Raw genomic sequence first — 16939 nt, forward strand, 5'->3', positions numbered from 1 at the left:
TGGCAGTACGTAATGTATGCCGATTGTTGCCGACCACAGCGAGAGGGTCGACGCATAGCATCGTAGAGGGGGCAATCCTTCACGCCGCTTTCCCGGAGGAAAGAATCGGATCGGTGAAAACACCGAAATCGCAATAATCGGGAATCGGGCAGGCGGGCAGCCCGCGGGCTGCCAAAACAACGTTACGTGCTGCGAATCGATGCCGCGGGCCGCGCCGTCAGTCCTGCGCGGTCTTCGCGCGCAGGATATAGCCGAGCCCGCGCAGCGTGATGATCTCGGCCGTGCTGAGCGCGAGATGCTTGCGCAGCCGGTGGATGTAGATGTCGATCGCATCCGCGCTCGGCTCGTCGTCGAGCGCGAACACGCTGTCCATCAGCCGCGCCTTCGATACCGTCTTGTTCTGCTGCAGCATCAGCGTTTCGAGAATCGCATGCTCGCGGCGGCGCAGCGCGAGCACCGTGTCGCCGCAGCGGAATTCACGCGTGCCGAACGCATAGACGAGATCGCCGCACACGAGCTGCGTCGTGCCGACGCCGGCCTGCCGGCGGATCAGCGCGCGGATCCGCGCGACCAGCTCGCGCGATTCGAACGGCTTGACCACATAGTCGTCGGCGCCCGCGCCGAAACAGTCGACCTTGTCGTCGACCGAGCCGTGCGCGGTCAGCATCAGCACCGGCACGTTGTCGTTGCGGCGCCGCAATCGCGCGAGCACTTCCTTGCCGCTGATGCCAGGCAGCCGCATGTCGAGCAGCACCGCGTCGTAGCGCTCGGTCTTCAGCACGGTATCGGCGCGCTCGCCGTCGCCGACGCAGTCGACCGCGAAATCCTCGCCGCGCAGCAGGTTCACGATCCAGTGCGCGAGTTCGGCGTTGTCTTCGACCAGCAGGAGTTTCATGGCGACTTCATCTCTTCAAGGAAACGTCGGGCCGCCCCAAGTTTCCCGCCCGGCAGGTAGTCCCCTTGGGGGGCCTGGCGCGCAGCGACAGGTTTGGGCGCACTCTTCAATCGTACGCGGGCAGCCGCACGGTCACGACGATACCGCGATTGCCGGGGCCCGGCGCGAGCGACGCGCTGCCGCCGTGCGCCTGCGCGATCTCGCGGACGATCGCGAGGCCCAGGCCCGAGCCTTCGGTGTCGGCCGACACGCGGTAGAACCGCTTGAACACGTGCGGCCGCGCTTCGGCCGGAATGCCGGGGCCGTTGTCGACCACCTCCAGCACGACCGCGGCGCCGTCGCGCCGTGCCGCGACCGTCACGCAGCCGCCCGGCTGCGTATAGCGCACGGCGTTGTCGACGAGGTTCATCACCAGCGCGGTCAGCAGGCTGTCGCTGCCCGCGACGTCGAGCCGTTCGCCGAGATCGGCGCCGAGGTCGATGTCGCGCTGCTGCGCGAGCACGATGGTTTCCTCGAGCACGCTCGACACGACGGCCGCGAGATCGACGCGATGCGTGAGCAGCGTCGACGGCGTCGCTTCCGCGTGCGCGAGCAGCAGCAACTTGTCGGTCACGTCGGCCATCTTGCGGCTGCTGCGCTGCATGCTGTCGAGCACCGACGCCAGCTCGCGATCGTCATGGTCGCGCTGCTGCGCGTACTGGATCTGCGTGTCGAGCACCGCGATCGGCGTGCGCAGCTGGTGCGCGGCGTCGGCAATGAAGCGGCGCTGCGTGGCCGTGTGCGTATTGAGCCGCGCGATGCACTGGTTGATCGCGTCGACGATCGGCCGCAGCTCGTGCTGCAGCCGCTCCGGGCGGATCGGCTCCAGTTCCATCGGCCCGCGGTCGGCGACGTCGTCCTTCAGCTTCATCAGCGGGCGCAGCTCGAGCGTGAGGCCGAGATAGACGAGCACGATCGCGAGCACCAGCATCAGCGACAGGCGCACGAGCTGCGGCCGCCAGATCGTCGCGACCATCGCGTCGTACGAGCGCGTCGTCTTCGCGACGATCACCGTGACCGTCTCGATCTGCCCCTCGTCGTACAGCTGGCGGTCGTAGGCGGCCGCGCGCAGCCGCACGCCGTCGAGCGACGTGTCGTACAGCGTCGGCTCGACCCCGTGCCGCCCGGGCACCGCGAGCGCCGGGTTGCCCGCGAGCAGCCGGTCGTGGCCGTCGATTACCTTGTAGAACACCGAATCGCCCGACGGCGATTCGAAGATCTCCAGCGCGGCCGGCGGCACGTCGGCCGCCGGCCGCCCGTTGCGCCATTCGACGTCCTCGCCGATCGTGCGCGCGGACGCGACGAGCGCGCTGTCCTGTACGAGCCCGGCCGTGCGCCGCGCGGTGTCGTACGACATCGCGCCCGCGATCAGCACGAAAGCCGCGAGCGGCAGCAGCAGCCACCACAAGAGCCGCCCGCGCAGGCTGTGCGCCATTCCGTCTCCTCAATGCCGAACCGCGCCGGGGTAACCGGCGCGGTTCGGGCGTGTCATTCGATGATGCGTGCGTTGCTCAGAACGCGGCGGGGCGCCACTTGAGCAAGCGCTTCTCGAGCCAGGTCAGCAGATAGTCGGCGGCCAGCGCGACCACGGCCAGCACGATCATCGCCGCGAACACGCCGCTCGCGTTGAACGCGCCCTGGGCGGTGGAGATTAGCAGGCCGATGCCCTGCTTGGAACCCAGGAATTCGCCGACGACCGCACCGACCAGCGCGAAGCCGAAGCTCACGTGCAGGCTCGCGAGAATCCACGACAGCGCGGACGGAATCACGACCGACGTGGTGATCTGCCGGCGCGACGCGCCGAGGATCTGCGCGTTCGCGATCAGGTAGCGGTCGGCTTCGCGCACGCCCTGGAACGCGTTGCCGAACACGACGAAGAACACCATCACGACGGCCAGCGCGATCTTCGACGCCATGCCGAGGCCGAGCGCGATCACGAAAATCGAGCCGAGCACGACGCGCGGGATCGAGTTCGCGATCTGGATATAGAGGCCGAACACGTCGGACATCAGCTTGTTGCGGCCGAGCACGATCCCGCAGAGCACGCCGGCGACCGAGCCGATCAGGAAGCCGATCGTGGTTTCCTCGAGCGTCACCCAGACCTGCGTAAGCAGCGGCCCTTGCGACGTGCCGTTCGCGAACCAGTCCTGGAGCTGCGCGAAGATCAGCGTCGGCTGCGAGAAGAAGAACGGATCGATCCACTTCAGGCGCGCGGCGAGTTCCCAGCCGCCCAGCACGACGACGAGCACGGCGATCCGCAGGCCGATGATCAGTTGCCGGCGGCGGCGCAGCCGGGTTTGAGCGGCACGCGACTCGTCCTCGAGCGACGTTGCCGGAATGGCGGTGGGGGGAAGCGTCATGTCGGTCATGCTCCTGTCCTGTCCTTGCTGCTGTCAGCCGATCTGCACTTCTTCGCGCAGGTCGTGCCAGATGTCCTTGGAAATTTCGATGAAGCGCGTGTCGTAGCGAATCTCCGACGTGACGCGCGGGCGCGGCAGGTCGATCTCGTACACGCGCTTGAGCGTCGCGGGGCGCGCGGTCAGCACGAACACGCGGTCGGCGAGCGCGATCGCCTCCTCGAGATCGTGCGTGACGAACACGACCGAGCCCTTGTTCGCGGACCACAGCTGCAGCAGCTCGTCCTGCATCAGCGTGCGCGTCTGCATGTCGAGCGCGGAGAACGGCTCGTCCATCAGCAGGATTTCCGGCTGGTTGATGAAGGTCTGCGCGAGCGCGACGCGCTTGCGCATCCCGCCGGAGAGCTGGTGTGGGTAGTGTTTCGTGAACTTGTCGAGGCCGACCTTGCGGATCCATTCCTCGGCCTGCGCGTAGGCGACGTCCTTCGAGCGGCCGCGAAACAGCGGGCCTGCCGCGACGTTGTCGATCACGTTGCGCCACGGGAACACCGCGTCGGCCTGGAACACGAAGCCGATGCGCGGATCGATCCCGTCGACCGGGCGGCCCATCACGCGCACCTCGCCGGAAGCCGGCTTCAACAGCCCGGTGATCAGGTTCAGCGTGGTCGACTTGCCGCAGCCGGTCGGCCCGACGATCGCGATGAACTCGCCGCGCGCGACGCTCATGCTGAAGTCGCGCAGCGCGACGGTGGCCTTGCCTTCCGGCGAAATGAAGCGGCACGACACATTGCGAAACTCGATCGCCGGTGTGCTCGGAGAAACTGCCTGGGTCATCGCATTCGTCCTGCGGGTGATGAGGGCGCCGCATCGTGGCGGCGCCGGGCCGGTCAGCCGGGCCGGAACGGGGAACGCGCGGCGGCGGGATCGCCGCCGCCGGCGCCGAGATCGATTACTTCGCGTTCACGAAATCGTTGGTGTAGGTGCGCGCCAGGTCGATGTGCTTGCCCTTCACCGACGGGTTGAACGCCGACAGCACCTTCAGCACGGTCGCCGGGCCGTCGGCCGGCATCTTCGCGTCGGCGGTGTACATCGGCAGCGATGCCTTCAGCGCGGACACGTACAGCGCCTTGTCCTTCTGGTAGTCGGCCGGCATCTTCGCGGCGATTTCCTCGGCGCTGTGCGTGTGGATGAACTGCATCGTCTTCGCGAACGCGTGCGCGAGCTTGGTGGCTTCGGCCTTGTGCGAATCGGCCCACGCCGACTGCACGTACAGGCTCGCGGCCGGATAGGTGCCGCCGAGCGCGGCGCGCGTGCCTTCCAGCGTGCGCAGGTCGACCAGCACCTTCGCGTCGCCCATCTTCTCGAGCGCGGACACCGTCGGCTCGGTCGTCATCCCGGCGTCGATGCGGCCCTGCTTGATCGCGGCGATGAAGCTCGCGTCGGCGCCGACCGGCAGCATCGTGTACTGCGTCGACGGCACGCCGTGCTGCAGCGCGAGATATTGCGTGAGGAAGCTCGTCGACGAGCCGAGGCCCGTCACGCCGAGCGTCTTGCCCTTCGCGTCGGCCATCGACTTGAAAGTGGGTGCCGCCTTGGTCGACACCATCTCGACCTCGCCCGGCACCTGGCCGAACACGGCGATCGCCTTCACGTCCTTGCCCTTGCTCTGCAGGTCGATCGTGTGGTCGTAGAAGCCGACGACGCCCTGCACGGCGCCCGCCAGCAGCTCGTTCTCGGCGTCGACGCCGGCCGGCTGCGACAGCAGCTCGACGTCGAGCCCTTCGGCCTTGAAGTTGCCGAGCTCCTGCGTGAGCCGCGCGGGCAGGTAGATCAGCTTCGCGATCCCGCCGACCATGATCGTGATCTTGCCGCCGTCGTCGGCGAAAGCGGGGTGAGCGGCGAGCGCGCAGCTCAGGCTGGCTGCCACGGCGAGGGTGCGCAGGATGGGTCGCATCGGGGTCGTCTCCTTCGTTGTATTCGTATGGCGCGATGCTTGCTGCATCGTCCTGACGAGTATAGGAAGGCGAAACCTTCTGCAACCTTTCGCGGGGTGGCGGTTCCTTTAGGGGTTTTCCAGCAATCGGCGGCTCAAGCGGCCTGGCGCCAGCCGAGCAACACCCGCCCCATCGCATCCAGCCCCATGTCGAACAGATGCGACACGAACGGCACGAGGTTCGGGATCATCAGTTGCACGAGCAACAGCCCGACCAGCATCGTGACCGGAAAGCCGATCTGGAAGATGCCGATCTGCGGCGCCGCGCGGTTCAGGATCCCGAGCGCGAGGTTCGCGATCAGCAGCGCCGCGACGACCGGCAGCGCGAGCAGCAGCCCCATCTCGAACACGGTCGCGCCGAACGCGGCGAGCGTGCGCCAGCCGGGCGCGTGCAGCAGGTCGGCCGACACCGGCAGCGTCTGGAACGACGCGGCCAGCGCCGCGAACACCTGCAGGTGGCCGTCCACCGCGAGAAACGCGAGCATCGCGATCGCATTCAGGAAGCGGCCCATCGCCGGCGTCGCGCCGTTCGAATGCGGGTCGAAGAAGGTCGCGAAACCGAGCCCCATCGACAGGCCGATGAAGTCGCCGGCCGCCTCGACGGCCGCGAACACGATCTGCATCGTGAAGCCCATCGCAACGCCGATCAGGAACTGCGTGACGACGATCCAGATGCCCTGCGCGGAGAACACCGTGACGCCCGGCATCGCGCCGAGCGTCGGCGCGACGACCAGCGCCAGGAACGCGGCGATGCCGATCTTCACGCGCACCGGCACGGCCGCATGGCCGACCACGGGTGCCGTCGCGACGAGCGCGAGCATCCGCACGAACGGCCACAGGAAGGCCGTCAGCCAGCCGTTGAGCTGCGCGTAGGTAACCGAGAACATCGGGGGGGAACGAAAGCCGGACGCGCCGCTCAGCCGGCGCCGAGCGTCGCGACGTGCAGCAGCGTCTGCCGCAGGTAGTCGAGCATCGTCGTCAGCATCCACGGGCCGGCGATCACGAGCGTCGCGGCCACCGCGAGCAGCTTCGGGATGAACGACAGCGTCGATTCGTTGATCTGCGTCGCGGCCTGGAACAGGCTCACGACGAGGCCGACCGCGAGCGCGACCAGCAGCAGCGGGGCGGCCAGCAGCAGGCCGACCATCATCGCCTGGTGCGCCAGCGTCATCACCTGTTCGGGTGTCATCGTGCGCGTCCTCCGCTTACGTGAAGCTCTGCGCGAGCGAGCCGATCAGGAGCTGCCAGCCGTCGACCAGCACGAACAGCATCAGCTTGAACGGCAGCGACACGGTGGACGGCGACACCATCATCATCCCCATCGACATCAGCACGCTCGCGACGACCATGTCGATGATCAGGAACGGGATGAAGATCGTGAAGCCGATCTGGAAGCCGGTCTTCAGCTCGCTCGTGACGAACGCGGGCACCAGCAGCGACAGCGGCACGTCTTCCGGGCCCTGCATCGGCGCGGCCTTCGAGATCTTCGCGAACAGCGCGAGATCGGTCTCGCGGGTCTGCTTCAGCATGAAGGTCTTGAACGGCGCGACGCCGCGCTGCACGGCCTGCTCCATCGGCATCGAGCCGTCGGAAAACGGCTTGTAGCCGTCGGCGTACGCACGGTCGAGCACCGGTGACATCACGAAGAAGGTGAGGAACATCGCGAGGCCGACCAGCACCTGGTTCGGCGGCGTCGTCGCGGTGCCGAGCGCCTGGCGCAGCAGCGACAGCACGATGATGATGCGCGTGAAGCTCGTCATCATCAGCAGCATCGCCGGCAGGAACGACAGCATCGTGAGCAGCAGCATCGTCTGCACGCTCAGCGAATAGGTGGTGCCGCCGTTCGGGCCCGGGCTGGTGTTGAACGCGGGCAGGCCGGCCGCCTGCGCGCACGCGAGCGCCGGGGCGGCGCAGAGGATCAGCACGGGCGCGAAGCGCGCCGCGCGACGCAGGAATTCGTGTTTCATCGGAATGCGAGTACGGAAAGAGGGCGCGACGCCATGTCAGCGGTCCTTGCCGCGTCCGAAGCGCTTCGCGGCTTCGCCCGCGAGCGCGTCGCGAAACCGCGCGCCGAACGTGCCGGGCTGGCCGCCGCCGGTTGCGGTGCCGCCGGCGGGTGCCTCGGCCGTCGCGGTGGCCGCCGCCGAGCCGGCCGGCAGCGTATGCAGCAGCCGCACGTTGCCCGGCGCGACGCCGAGCACGAGCCAGGTGTCGCCGATCTCGACGATCGTCGCGCTTTCCTTCGCGCCGAGCGCGACGCTCGACACGACCTTCAGCGGGCCACCGCGCCGCGCGGGCTGGAACCCGAAGCGGCGCGCGAGCCACGCGCAGCCGAACACGAGGCCGATCACGACCGCGAGCCCGACGAGCGTCTGCAGCACCGCGCCGACGCCGAGCGACGGCACGGCCGAGCCGACCGTCACGCTCGATGCGATGGCGCCGGCGTTGTTCACCGCGTTCATGTCGGCGGCGCCGGCCGGCGCGCACGCAAGCGACGCGGCAACGGCAGCCGCCGCCGCGATCGCGAACAGGCGCGCGCGGCGGCCGGACGTCACGACTTTCATCGATTCAGCTTCCGGATCCGTTCGGCCGGCGTGATGATGTCGGTCAGCCGGATGCCGAACTTGTCGTTGACCACCACGACCTCGCCCTGCGCGATCAGGCAGCCGTTCACGAGCACGTCCATCGGCTCGCCGGCGAGGCCGTCGAGCTCGACGACCGACCCCTGCGCGAGCTGCAGCAGGTTGCGGATCGCGATCTTGGTGCGGCCGAGCTCCACGGTCATCTTGACCGGGATGTCGAGAATCATCTCGATGTCGTTGTGCGTCGAGCTGGCCGCGGCCTTCGACAGCGGCTGGAACACGCCGGCGCCGGTCGCGCCCGCCTGCACCGGCTGCTGGTTCTGCTCGGCGAGCGCGGCAGCCCAGTCGTCAATGCCCGAATCCTCTTCCGCGGCGGCGGGTGCTGCCTGCACGGCCGCGGCCGATTCCGCGAGGGCCGCGTCGGCGAGTGCCTGCGGGTCGAGTTCGGTCGTCGGGTTCAGCTCACTCATATCCACCTTCCTTCATCGTGTCGCCCGCGCTGATCATCTTCTGTACGCGCAACGCATATTGACCATTGAAAATGCCGTAGCCGCACTCCATCACCGGCACGCCGTCGACCTTCGCGGTGATCGTGTCCGCGATCTCCAGCGGCAGCACATCGCCCGCGCGCAGGTTCAGGATCTTCTCGAACGTCGACGGGATCTCGGCGAGATCCGCGCTCAGCTCGACCTCGGCCGACTGCACCTGCTGCGACAGCACGCGCACCCAGCGGCGGTCGACTTCGAGCGCCTCGCCCTGGATCGGCGACGCGAGCACGTCGCGGATCGGCTCGACCATCGAGTACGGCATGCAGATGTGCAGCGTGCCGCCCGTCGGCCCGAACTCGATCGAGAACTGCGTGACGATCACGATCTCGTTCGGCGTCGCGACGTTCGCGAACTGCGTGTGCATCTCCGAGCGCACGAATTCGAACTGCAGCGGCCGCACGCTCTTCCACGCGGTCGTGTAGTGCTCGAACACGAGGTTCAGCAGCTTGCCGATGATCCGCTGCTCGGTGGCCGTGAAGTCGCGGCCCTCGACGCGCGTGTGGAAACGCCCGTCGCCGCCGAACAGGTTGTCGACGACGAAGAACACGAGGTTCGGGTCGAACACGAACAGCGACGTGCCGCGCAGCGGCTTCACGTGCACCAGGTTCAGGTTCGTCGGGATCGGCAGGTTGCGGGTGAACTCGCTGTACTTCTGCACCTTCACCTGGCTCACGGAGATTTCCGCCGTGCGCCGCATGAAGTTGAAGATGCCGATCCGCAAGAGGCGCGCGAAGCGGTCGTTGATGATCTCGAGGCCGGGCATCCGGCCGCGGACGATCCGCTCCTGCGTCGCGATGTTGTAGGGGCGGACGCCCGACGTATCGCGCTGCTCGTCGATTGCGTCGGTTTCGCCCGTGACGCCCTTGAGGAGGGCATCGACCTCCTCCTGGGACATGAACTCCTGGTGGCCCATGCGCGCTCCTTTTCCGGCCGCGTTACTGGACGACGAATTCGGTGAACAGCACGTCGTCGACCTTCGCGCGCTGGTTGCCCGGCTGCGTCGGCTGTTCGATCAGCTCGCGCAGCTCCTTCGCGAGCGAACGCTTGCCGTCCGGCGTCGCGAGATCCTCGGGATGCTTGTTCGACAGCGCGAGCAGGATCCGGCTGCGGGTCTCCGGCATGCGCGCGGTCAGCTGCTCCTGTGCCTTCGGGTCGGTGAGCTTCAGCGACAGGCCGACGCGCAGGTAGTGCTGCACGCCGTCGTCCGACTGCAGGTTGACGGTCAGCGGGTCGAGCGGGAAGAACACCGGGGCTGCCAGCGGCGCCGGTTCGGCGGGCGCGCTCGCATGGCCGACGCCGGTCTTGCTCAGGAACACGTACATGCCGCCCGCGGCGGCGGCCGCTGCGCCCAGCGCGATGACGGCGATGAGCGCGATGCGCTTGAACTTGCCGGACGAGGCCGGCTTGTCGGCAGTCGGGTTTGCGGTCGTGGAGGCCATGTGAATGCGTGCGTGATGTCTCGTAGCATGCATTGTTCGGCATCCGGGCCGAGCCCGATGGGCGGAAAAGAGGGGGGAATTGCGGCTATCTCAGCCGATTGTCGGCCGGGTGTCGGCTCGATGCAGGGTACGAGCGGCGGGAAAACGGCGTCTGCGAGCGGTGAGGCGGGCGACCGGCGGGCATCCGGGCCTTCAGGCGGGAAGGGCGGGCGGCGGCACCCGCCCGCGCATCGTCAGATCGGCAGCAGCGACAGCAGCGGCGCGATCAGCACCATCGCCACGCCCGCGATCATCATCGTGAGGCTCGACACGACGCCTTCCTCGCTGCCGATCTCGCGCGCCTTCGCCGTGCCCACGCCGTGGGCGGCCGCGCCGAACAGCGCGCCGCGCGCGACCCGCGTGCGCATCGGCACCAGCGCGAGCACGATCTCGCCGAGCAGCATCCCGCAGATGCCGGTCGCGATCACGAACAGCGCGGTGAGATCCTTCGGCGCATGGATCTTGTCGGAAACGGCGAGCGCGAACGGGGTCGACACCGAGCGCGTCATCAGCGAGCGCTGCAGCTCGGGCGACAGGTGCAGCAGCTTCGCGAGCAGCAGCGATCCGCACACGCCGGCACCGATCCCGACCGCGACGCCGACCGACAGCGACAGCCAGTGGCGGCGGATCAGGTCGCGATACTCGTAGATCGGCACCGCGAACGCGATCGTCGCCGGGCCGAGCAGCCACATCAGCCAGCGCGTGTCGCGGAAGTAGACCGAATACGGGATGCCGGTCAGCACGACGAGCAGCGCCAGCACGCCCGGCACGAACACGAGCGGCGAGAACAGCAGCGTCTTCCTGTATGCGTAGAGCCGCTTCGACACGAAATACAGGACGACCGTCAGCACGAAGCAGCCGACGGAGATCGCGGTATTCACGCGGTCGGCGGACAGGTTCGACAGCAGCGCAAGCATCGCAGGCTCCGGCTCAGTGGGCCGACGCGGTCGCGAGGCGCGCACGGCGGCGCTCGGCGAACACGCGCTGCGCGGCGAGCCGGCGCTCGAGCTTCGCGGCGAGGTCGACCGCCACCGCCACCGCGACCATCACGAACGCGGTGCCGGCGAGCATGACCAGCGCGATGCGCCAGCCGTCCTCGCGGAACAGCCCGCCATACTGGACGGCCGCGACAGCGGCCGGCACGAAGAACAGCAGCATGTCGGACAGGAGCCAGTTCGCGCCGTCCTTCACCCACGCGGGCGCGACCCGGCCCGAGAACAGCAGCGCGAGCAGCACCGCGAGGCCGACGACGCCGGACGGCACCGGCAGCCCGACCGCGCGCACGGCCCAGTCGACCGCCATCCACAGCACGCCGAGCGCGGTGGCCTGCAGCACGATCCGGCCCGTACGCGCAACGTTGCCCGCAGCGGCGGGGCGGGCGGCGGCAGTGGCGGTCGGCTTGGTCATGGCGGGCTCCATACAGATGTTGCGTTGATGGTGTGAGTATAGGGTTTCCCCTAACCATAAATAAAATGACTTGTCTCTATCCTTGTCATTCCAATTCGGAATTCAGCTTGGTTCGTTGCACCAACTTGGGGAGTCATCGATGGAATTGCGCGCGCTGCGGTACTTCGTCGAGGTGGTCCGTCAGCAGAGCTTCACGGCGGCCGCCGACCGGTTGTTCGTCACGCAGCCGACCATCAGCAAGATGGTGAAGGCGCTCGAGGACGAGATCGGCTCGCCGCTGTTGCTGCGCGACGGCCGGCAGATGGTGCTGACCGACGCGGGGCGGATCGTGTTCCAGCGCGGCCAGGACGTGCTCGCCGCGCAGGCGCAGCTGCAGTCGGAACTGAAGGATCTGGGCACGCTCGGGCGCGGCGAGCTGACGATCGGCATTCCGCCGCTCGGCGGGTCGCTGTTCACGCCGATCATCGCCGCGTACAAGCAGCGTTATCCGAACATCGAGCTGAAGCTGTTCGAGCAGGGCGCGCGGATGATCGAGGCCGCGCTGATGTCGGGCGAGCTCGAGCTCGGCGGGCTGCTGGAGCCGGTCGATCCGGCCACGTTCGAGCGACTGCCGATGGTGCGCGCGCCGCTGTGGCTGGTCGCGCCGCGCGAGTCGCGCTGGGAGGATCACACGGCCGTGCCGCTCGCCGATCTGGCGCGCGAGTCGTTCGTGTTCTACGCGGAAAGCCTCGCGCTGCACGACGCGGTGCTCGACGCGTGCCGGCAGGCCGGCTTCACGCCGTCGATCGTGAGCCGCAGCGGTCATTGGGATTTCATGGCCGCGCTGGTGCACGCGGGGGTCGGCATCGCGCTGTTGCCGGAGCCGTACTGCCGGCGGCTCGATGCGCGGCAGTTCACGTGCCGGCCGATCGTCGAGCCGGAGATCACCTGGGCGATCGCGCTCGGCTGGCTGAAGAAGGGTTACCTGTCGCACGCGGCGCGGGCGTGGCTCGACGTCGCGCGGGCGACGCTGCCGATCGCGTCGGGCGACGATCTGGCCTTCGGCGGGTTGCGGGCGAGGGAGTGAGGCGCGCGGCGCGGGCGGCGCAGCGATACGACGAACGGGCGGAGGCCGGCGCGGCCCGCCGCGCGTTCAATGCCCCATCGCCGGCCCCGCGCCTTTCCTCGGCTTCGTGATCCACACAAGCGCCGCGAGTGCGATGAACACGCCCGCCGACAGATGGAAGAAGTCGTTGGTCGCCATCATGAAGCCCTGCTGCGTGACGAGCTGGTTGAGCTGCGCGTTGGCCGTCTGCCCGACGATCCCGAGCTGCGCGAGCGCGCCCTGGTAGTCGGTCGTGCTCTGCGCGTAGATGCTCACCGATTCCGACAGCCGCGCGTGGTGATAGATCGCATCGTTCTCCCAGAACGTCGAGCTGGCCGCGGTGCCGATCGCGCCCGACAGCGTGCGCAGGAAGTTCGACAGCCCGGACGCGCTCGCGAGCCGCTCGTCGGAGATGCTCGACAGCGTGATCGTCGTCATCGGCACGAAGAAGCAGGCGACGCCGATCCCCTGCACGAGCCGCGGCAGGATCACGTGGTTGAACGGCACGTCGAGCGTGAACGTCGAATTCCAGACCGATACACCCGCGAACACGATGAACGCGAAGCTCGCGACCATCCGCAGGTCGAGCCGGTGCATGTTGCGCCCGATCAGCGGCGACAGCACCAGCGCGAGCAGCCCGACCGGCGCGGTCGCGAGGCCGGCCTTGCCGGCCGTGTAGCCCATCACCGTCTGCAGCCACAGCGGGAAGATCACGACCGAGCCGAAGAACGCCATGAAGCCGAACGAGATGATCAGCGCGCCGAGCGCGAAGTTGCGGTCCTTGAACAGCGACAGGTCGACCACCGGTTCCTTCTCGGTCGCCTCCCACACGAGCATGAACGCGAGCGACACGACCGCGATCAGCGCGAGCGCGACGATGAAGCTCGAGTTGAACCAGTCGCGGTCCTTGCCGAGGTCCAGCATCATCTGCAGGCACGATACGCCGATCACGAGCAGCGCGAGGCCGATCGCGTCGATCCGCTGCTTCGTCGTCTTCGTCTCGCGGCCGCGCAGCAGGAAGTATGCGCAGGCCGCCGAGAAGATCCCGATCGGCAGGTTGATGTAGAAGATCCACGGCCACGTGTAGTTGTCGCTGATCCAGCCGCCCAGCAACGGGCCGAAGATCGGCGCGACGATCACCGTCATCGCCCATAGCCCGAGCGCGAGCCCGCGCTTCGCGGGCGGATAGCTGCGCATCAGGATCGTCTGCGACAGCGGCACCATCGGCCCGGACACGAGGCCCTGCAGCAGCCGGAACGCGATCAGCGTCTCGAAGTTCTCCGCGAGGCCGCACAGCGCCGACGCGATCGTGAACGCGAGCACCGACAGCGTGAACAGGCGCACCTCGCCGACCCGCCGTGCGAGCCAGCCGGTCAGCGGCACCGCGATCGCGGACGCGACCGAATACGACGAGATCACCCACGTGCCTTCGCTCGTCGCGACGCCGAGGCTGCCCGAGATGGTCGGCACCGCGACGTTCGCGATCGACGTGTCGAGCACTTCCATGAAGGTGCCGAGCGCGAGCCCGACGGTGAGGAGCGCGAGCGCGCCGCCGGTGAGCGGCGCGGGTTGGGCGGCAGGTGGCGCGGCGGATGCCGTGGTGGCGGACATCGGAATCTCCTAGACGCGACGCGCGCAGCGCGCCGGCACAACACACGGGCGCACCCTATCGCGCGGCCCGGACGGGTGGAACGGGTGAGGGGAGAGATGGAGCACGTGCCTCGTCATCTTCTGCCCAGACAGAGAAATAAGCGAATGCTTAACCTAGACATCGGGCCTCCCGCGCTCAGCAATCCGGTTCGTCGGGCTTCGGGCAGCCGCCGTCGCCGGGCCCGTTGGCGATGAACCGCTGCAGCAGGCCGGTGAGCAGCGCGAGTTCGTCGGCCGAGAAACCGGCGAGCTGCGCGTTCAACGCGGTCGCGATCAGCGACGGCAGCGCGCGGGCCGCGTCGGCGCCGCGCTCGGTCAGCGTCAGCTCGATCACGCGGCGGTCCTGTTCGCTGCGCGAGCGCGCGACCAGGCCCTTGCGCTCGAGGCGGTCGAGCATCCGGGTCATCGAACCGCTGTCGTACGACATCTTGCGCGACAGCTCGAACGGCGTGCGCGCATAACCGCGCGACAGCAGCAGGATCACGCCGATCTGCTGCGCGGTGAGGTCGTACGGCTCGAGTGCGCGGTCCATTCGCTCGACGAGCGCCTGCCGGGCCTTGGTCAGGTAATAACCGAGGCTCGTTTCCAGTGCGATGGTGTCGGGATCGTAGAGGCCGCCGTTCATGCGAATTGCGCGCGCAGCAACAGTGCGTTTCAGGTCAAAACGCGCCCAGTATCTTGAAAAATGATTGCTTAGTCAATATTATTTCAGGCAACCAGTTACGACGTGCATGCCGCACTGCCGGAGACGATGTTCTGACCGCTCAGCCCGCGCTGCCGGGCACCCGAGGATGTTCGCAATGCTGTTCCTGAAAAATGCCGCCGGCGCGCTGCGCCGCAACCTGACCGATACCGCTCATCATGTGTTCTCCGGGCCGCACCGCGGCTGGAAGATCGCGCTGTACGTGACGATGCTGGTGGTGCCGGGCGGGTCGCTCGCGGCGCTCGGGTTTGCCTGGTTCGATCACCGCCGGCAGCGCAACGCGAAGGGCGCCGCCCGCCGCACGAGCCGGCCGGCGGCCACGGAGCCGTCGACATGGCGGTCCGCCGCCGATCCCGTCCCGGTGCCCGCGCGCTGTCACTGACACCGCCGGCTCCCGTCATCCCGACCGAATGCCGGCCGCACCCCGCGGCCCGGCTTCGTCTGCGCCGCATTCGTCGCCTGCCTCGAGCGCAAGCGATCCGTAATGACCGGTAAACCGGCCGGCCGCGCCGGTAACACATTCGTGCCGCCGCGCACCGTACCCTTAGGGCTGCGCGGCTTTCCCGCCGTCAGTTACCATTTGTCCGCCAGCGGCACGACGACCGCATCGCGCGACGCCGCTCGCCGGCCGCAGCATCCCGACAGGAAAACCACCATGCCGTACGCTCCCCTCCCGCGCGCCCTTCGCCCGCTGAGCGCCGCCGTCGCCGTCGCGACGGCCGTGCTGCTCGCCGGCTGCGCCGTCGGGCCCGACTATCACCGGCCCGACACGTCGATCCCCGCCGCCTTCAAGGAAGCGCCGGCCGGCTGGAAAGTCGCGCAGCCCGCCGACCGCGCCGACCGCGGTCCGTGGTGGAGCGTCTACAACGACCCGCAGCTCGACGCGCTGGTCGGCAAGCTCAACGCATCGAACCAGACCATCGCGCAATCGGCCGCCGCGTACCGGCAGGCCCGCGCGCTCGTCGCCGAAGCGCGTGCCGCGTACTTCCCGACCGTCGGGCTGACCGCCTCGGGCTCGCGCTCCCGGACGGGGCGTACGTCGTCTTCGTCGAGCTTCGGCAGCAGTTCGTCGATCAGCAACAGCTACAGCGTCGGCCTCGACGCGAGCTGGGAACCCGACCTGTGGGGCAAGGTGAGCCGCACCGTCAGCGCGCAGCGCGCCGGCGAAGCGGCCGCCGCGGCCGATCTCGCGAACGCGCGGCTCTCGCAGCAGGCGCTGCTCGCGCAGACCTACTTCCAGCTGCGCACGTCCGACGCGCTGCAGAAGCTGCTCGACGACACCGTGAAGTCGTACGGCGAATCGCTGAAGCTCACGCAGAACCAGTACGCGCAGGGCGTCGCCGCGCGCGCGGACGTGATCCAGGCGCAGACGCAGCTGCAGAGCGCGCAGGCCGCGTCGATCGACAACGGCGTCGCGCGCGCGCAGTACGAGCATGCGATCGCGACACTGATCGGCGAACCGGCATCGACGTTCTCGCTGGCGCCGAACCCGCTCGCGGCGGAGCCGCCGATCACGCCGGTCGACGTGCCGTCCGCGCTGCTCGAGCGCCGGCCCGACATCGCGGCGGCCGAGCGCCGCGCGGCGGCCGCGAACGAGCAGATCGGCGTCGCGATCGCCGCGTTCTTCCCGACGCTCACCCTGTCGGCCACCGGCGGCTTCCAGAGCTCGGTGTGGTCGCAACTGTTCACGCTGCCCGCGCGGTTCTGGACGGTCGGCCCGCAGCTCGCGGCGACGCTGTTCGACGCCGGCCTGCGCGCCGCGCAAACGGATGCCGCGCGCGCGACCTACGACCAGGACGTCGCCGCGTACCGCCTCGCGGTGCTCACGGCGTTCCAGGACGTCGAGGACAACCTCGCGTCGCAGCGCATCCTCGCTCAGGAAGTCGACGTGCAGCGGCAGGCCGTCGACAGCGCCCAGCACGCGCTCGCGATCGTCACGAACCAGTACAAGGCCGGCACGGTCGCCTACCTGAACGTGCTGACCGCGCAGACCACCGCGTTCACCGCGCAGCAGAAGCTCGCGACGATCGCAGGCCAGCGGATGGTGTCGTCGGTCGGGCTCGTGAAGGCGCTCGGCGGCGGCTGGGATGCGTCGGACATCGCACGCGAAACGGGCGACATGGCGGCGCCGGCGCCGGCATCCGGTGCGGCGGCGCCGGCCGCGACCGCACCGTCGGCCGCCGTGCCGCTCGCGCAGAAGTAA

19 protein-coding genes are annotated in these 16939 nt (G+C 68.6%); 3 read left to right on the forward strand and 16 right to left on the reverse strand.

Translation table 11 applies throughout. From position 1 onward, the window contains the following. Nucleotides 1-217: 217 nt before the first annotated feature. The 14 genes from DIE17_RS06620 to DIE17_RS06685 all read right to left on the reverse strand — a co-directional run bounded on the left by DIE17_RS06620 (nucleotide 218) and on the right by DIE17_RS06685 (nucleotide 11299). On the reverse strand, nucleotides 218-895 hold the full coding sequence (locus DIE17_RS06620; RefSeq protein WP_044845185.1) for a response regulator: 678 nt from the start codon (nucleotides 893-895) through the stop codon (nucleotides 218-220). A 106-nt stretch (nucleotides 896-1001) separates the two neighbouring features. Next, nucleotides 1002-2369, reverse strand: a complete 1368-nt coding sequence (locus tag DIE17_RS06625) for a sensor histidine kinase (RefSeq protein WP_044845186.1) — start codon at nucleotides 2367-2369, stop codon at nucleotides 1002-1004. 76 nt (nucleotides 2370-2445) lie between these two features. Next, nucleotides 2446-3303, reverse strand: coding sequence for an ABC transporter permease (locus DIE17_RS06630; RefSeq protein ID WP_124520428.1), 858 nt, complete (start codon nucleotides 3301-3303; stop codon nucleotides 2446-2448). A gap of 24 nt (nucleotides 3304-3327) precedes the next feature. Then, nucleotides 3328-4125 (reverse strand): ABC transporter ATP-binding protein, encoded by a 798-nt coding sequence (locus DIE17_RS06635; protein ID WP_044845187.1) that lies wholly within the window; start codon nucleotides 4123-4125, stop codon nucleotides 3328-3330. 115 nt (nucleotides 4126-4240) lie between these two features. After that, nucleotides 4241-5245, reverse strand: coding sequence for an ABC transporter substrate-binding protein (locus tag DIE17_RS06640; protein ID WP_044845245.1), 1005 nt, complete (start codon nucleotides 5243-5245; stop codon nucleotides 4241-4243). Nucleotides 5246-5379: 134 nt separating this feature from the next. Next, entirely contained in the window at nucleotides 5380-6171 is a 792-nt protein-coding gene (gene fliR / locus DIE17_RS06645) for a flagellar biosynthetic protein FliR (protein WP_124520429.1), read from the reverse strand. Between the two features lie 29 nt (nucleotides 6172-6200). Further along, nucleotides 6201-6473: a flagellar biosynthesis protein FliQ gene (gene fliQ, locus DIE17_RS06650; protein WP_006750427.1), complete on the reverse strand. Its 273-nt coding sequence runs from the start codon at nucleotides 6471-6473 to the stop codon at nucleotides 6201-6203. 16 nt (nucleotides 6474-6489) lie between these two features. Further along, the gene (gene fliP / locus DIE17_RS06655; protein WP_124520430.1) at nucleotides 6490-7251 is read right to left on the reverse strand and encodes a flagellar type III secretion system pore protein FliP; all 762 of its coding nucleotides are present in this window, start codon (nucleotides 7249-7251) and stop codon (nucleotides 6490-6492) included. A 36-nt stretch (nucleotides 7252-7287) separates the two neighbouring features. Continuing rightward, on the reverse strand, nucleotides 7288-7848 hold the full coding sequence (gene fliO, locus DIE17_RS06660; RefSeq protein WP_124520431.1) for a flagellar biosynthetic protein FliO: 561 nt from the start codon (nucleotides 7846-7848) through the stop codon (nucleotides 7288-7290). Continuing rightward, nucleotides 7845-8336: a flagellar motor switch protein FliN gene (fliN, locus tag DIE17_RS06665; protein ID WP_124486791.1), complete on the reverse strand. Its 492-nt coding sequence runs from the start codon at nucleotides 8334-8336 to the stop codon at nucleotides 7845-7847. Before fliN ends, fliO begins: the two co-directional genes overlap by 4 nt. Then, on the reverse strand, nucleotides 8329-9327 hold the full coding sequence (fliM, locus tag DIE17_RS06670) for a flagellar motor switch protein FliM (protein WP_124486792.1): 999 nt from the start codon (nucleotides 9325-9327) through the stop codon (nucleotides 8329-8331). The genes fliN and fliM overlap by 8 nt, the downstream gene beginning before the upstream one ends. Nucleotides 9328-9349: 22 nt before the next feature. Beyond that, nucleotides 9350-9886: a flagellar basal body-associated protein FliL gene (fliL, locus tag DIE17_RS06675; RefSeq protein WP_124486793.1), complete on the reverse strand. Its 537-nt coding sequence runs from the start codon at nucleotides 9884-9886 to the stop codon at nucleotides 9350-9352. Between the two features lie 200 nt (nucleotides 9887-10086). After that, on the reverse strand, nucleotides 10087-10809 hold the full coding sequence (locus DIE17_RS06680; protein ID WP_124920758.1) for an LrgB family protein: 723 nt from the start codon (nucleotides 10807-10809) through the stop codon (nucleotides 10087-10089). A gap of 13 nt (nucleotides 10810-10822) precedes the next feature. Next, a complete protein-coding gene (locus DIE17_RS06685; RefSeq protein WP_044845195.1) occupies nucleotides 10823-11299 on the reverse strand; it encodes a CidA/LrgA family protein in 477 nt (158 codons plus the stop codon). Nucleotides 11300-11438: 139 nt separating this feature from the next. On the opposite strand from DIE17_RS06685, the gene DIE17_RS06690 reads away from it, so the two are divergent. Beyond that, nucleotides 11439-12365, forward strand: a complete 927-nt coding sequence (locus tag DIE17_RS06690) for a LysR family transcriptional regulator (RefSeq protein ID WP_044845196.1) — start codon at nucleotides 11439-11441, stop codon at nucleotides 12363-12365. A gap of 66 nt (nucleotides 12366-12431) precedes the next feature. Here the strand turns inward: DIE17_RS06690 and DIE17_RS06695 are convergent, their stop codons facing one another. Together DIE17_RS06695 and DIE17_RS06700 are read right to left on the reverse strand one after the other, a co-directional pair. Next, the gene (locus tag DIE17_RS06695; protein WP_124486794.1) at nucleotides 12432-13994 is read right to left on the reverse strand and encodes a DHA2 family efflux MFS transporter permease subunit; all 1563 of its coding nucleotides are present in this window, start codon (nucleotides 13992-13994) and stop codon (nucleotides 12432-12434) included. A gap of 175 nt (nucleotides 13995-14169) precedes the next feature. Further along, complete coding sequence (locus tag DIE17_RS06700) at nucleotides 14170-14658, reverse strand: MarR family winged helix-turn-helix transcriptional regulator (RefSeq protein ID WP_124520432.1); 489 nt, start codon at nucleotides 14656-14658, stop codon at nucleotides 14170-14172. 175 nt (nucleotides 14659-14833) lie between these two features. On the opposite strand from DIE17_RS06700, the gene DIE17_RS06705 reads away from it, so the two are divergent. Both DIE17_RS06705 and DIE17_RS06710 read left to right on the forward strand, forming a co-directional pair. Next, entirely contained in the window at nucleotides 14834-15118 is a 285-nt protein-coding gene (locus tag DIE17_RS06705; protein WP_082088525.1) for a multidrug ABC transporter ATPase, read from the forward strand. 273 nt (nucleotides 15119-15391) lie between these two features. Next, a complete protein-coding gene (locus tag DIE17_RS06710) occupies nucleotides 15392-16939 on the forward strand; it encodes an efflux transporter outer membrane subunit (RefSeq protein WP_124520433.1) in 1548 nt (515 codons plus the stop codon).

The organism is Burkholderia sp. Bp9099, from assembly GCF_003857805.1.
Lineage (GTDB): Bacteria > Pseudomonadota > Gammaproteobacteria > Burkholderiales > Burkholderiaceae > Burkholderia.

What these genes read in the sequence shown, in the direction of transcription:
- DIE17_RS06620 (WP_044845185.1), bottom strand. Translation starts at nt 895, where the DNA reads ATGAAACTCCTGCTGGTCGAAGACAACGCCGAACTCGCGCACTGGATC.
- DIE17_RS06625 (WP_044845186.1), bottom strand. Translation starts at nt 2,369, where the DNA reads ATGGCGCACAGCCTGCGCGGGCGGCTCTTGTGGTGGCTGCTGCTGCCG.
- DIE17_RS06630 (WP_124520428.1), bottom strand. Translation starts at nt 3,303, where the DNA reads ATGACCGACATGACGCTTCCCCCCACCGCCATTCCGGCAACGTCGCTC.
- DIE17_RS06635 (WP_044845187.1), bottom strand. Translation starts at nt 4,125, where the DNA reads ATGACCCAGGCAGTTTCTCCGAGCACACCGGCGATCGAGTTTCGCAAT.
- DIE17_RS06640 (WP_044845245.1), bottom strand. Translation starts at nt 5,245, where the DNA reads ATGCGACCCATCCTGCGCACCCTCGCCGTGGCAGCCAGCCTGAGCTGC.
- fliR (WP_124520429.1), bottom strand. Translation starts at nt 6,171, where the DNA reads ATGTTCTCGGTTACCTACGCGCAGCTCAACGGCTGGCTGACGGCCTTC.
- fliQ (WP_006750427.1), bottom strand. Translation starts at nt 6,473, where the DNA reads ATGACACCCGAACAGGTGATGACGCTGGCGCACCAGGCGATGATGGTC.
- fliP (WP_124520430.1), bottom strand. Translation starts at nt 7,251, where the DNA reads ATGAAACACGAATTCCTGCGTCGCGCGGCGCGCTTCGCGCCCGTGCTG.
- fliO (WP_124520431.1), bottom strand. Translation starts at nt 7,848, where the DNA reads ATGAAAGTCGTGACGTCCGGCCGCCGCGCGCGCCTGTTCGCGATCGCG.
- fliN (WP_124486791.1), bottom strand. Translation starts at nt 8,336, where the DNA reads ATGAGTGAGCTGAACCCGACGACCGAACTCGACCCGCAGGCACTCGCC.
- fliM (WP_124486792.1), bottom strand. Translation starts at nt 9,327, where the DNA reads ATGGGCCACCAGGAGTTCATGTCCCAGGAGGAGGTCGATGCCCTCCTC.
- fliL (WP_124486793.1), bottom strand. Translation starts at nt 9,886, where the DNA reads ATGCATGCTACGAGACATCACGCACGCATTCACATGGCCTCCACGACC.
- DIE17_RS06680 (WP_124920758.1), bottom strand. Translation starts at nt 10,809, where the DNA reads ATGCTTGCGCTGCTGTCGAACCTGTCCGCCGACCGCGTGAATACCGCG.
- DIE17_RS06685 (WP_044845195.1), bottom strand. Translation starts at nt 11,299, where the DNA reads ATGACCAAGCCGACCGCCACTGCCGCCGCCCGCCCCGCCGCTGCGGGC.
- DIE17_RS06690 (WP_044845196.1), top strand. Translation starts at nt 11,439, where the DNA reads ATGGAATTGCGCGCGCTGCGGTACTTCGTCGAGGTGGTCCGTCAGCAG.
- DIE17_RS06695 (WP_124486794.1), bottom strand. Translation starts at nt 13,994, where the DNA reads ATGTCCGCCACCACGGCATCCGCCGCGCCACCTGCCGCCCAACCCGCG.
- DIE17_RS06700 (WP_124520432.1), bottom strand. Translation starts at nt 14,658, where the DNA reads ATGAACGGCGGCCTCTACGATCCCGACACCATCGCACTGGAAACGAGC.
- DIE17_RS06705 (WP_082088525.1), top strand. Translation starts at nt 14,834, where the DNA reads ATGCTGTTCCTGAAAAATGCCGCCGGCGCGCTGCGCCGCAACCTGACC.
- DIE17_RS06710 (WP_124520433.1), top strand. Translation starts at nt 15,392, where the DNA reads ATGCCGTACGCTCCCCTCCCGCGCGCCCTTCGCCCGCTGAGCGCCGCC.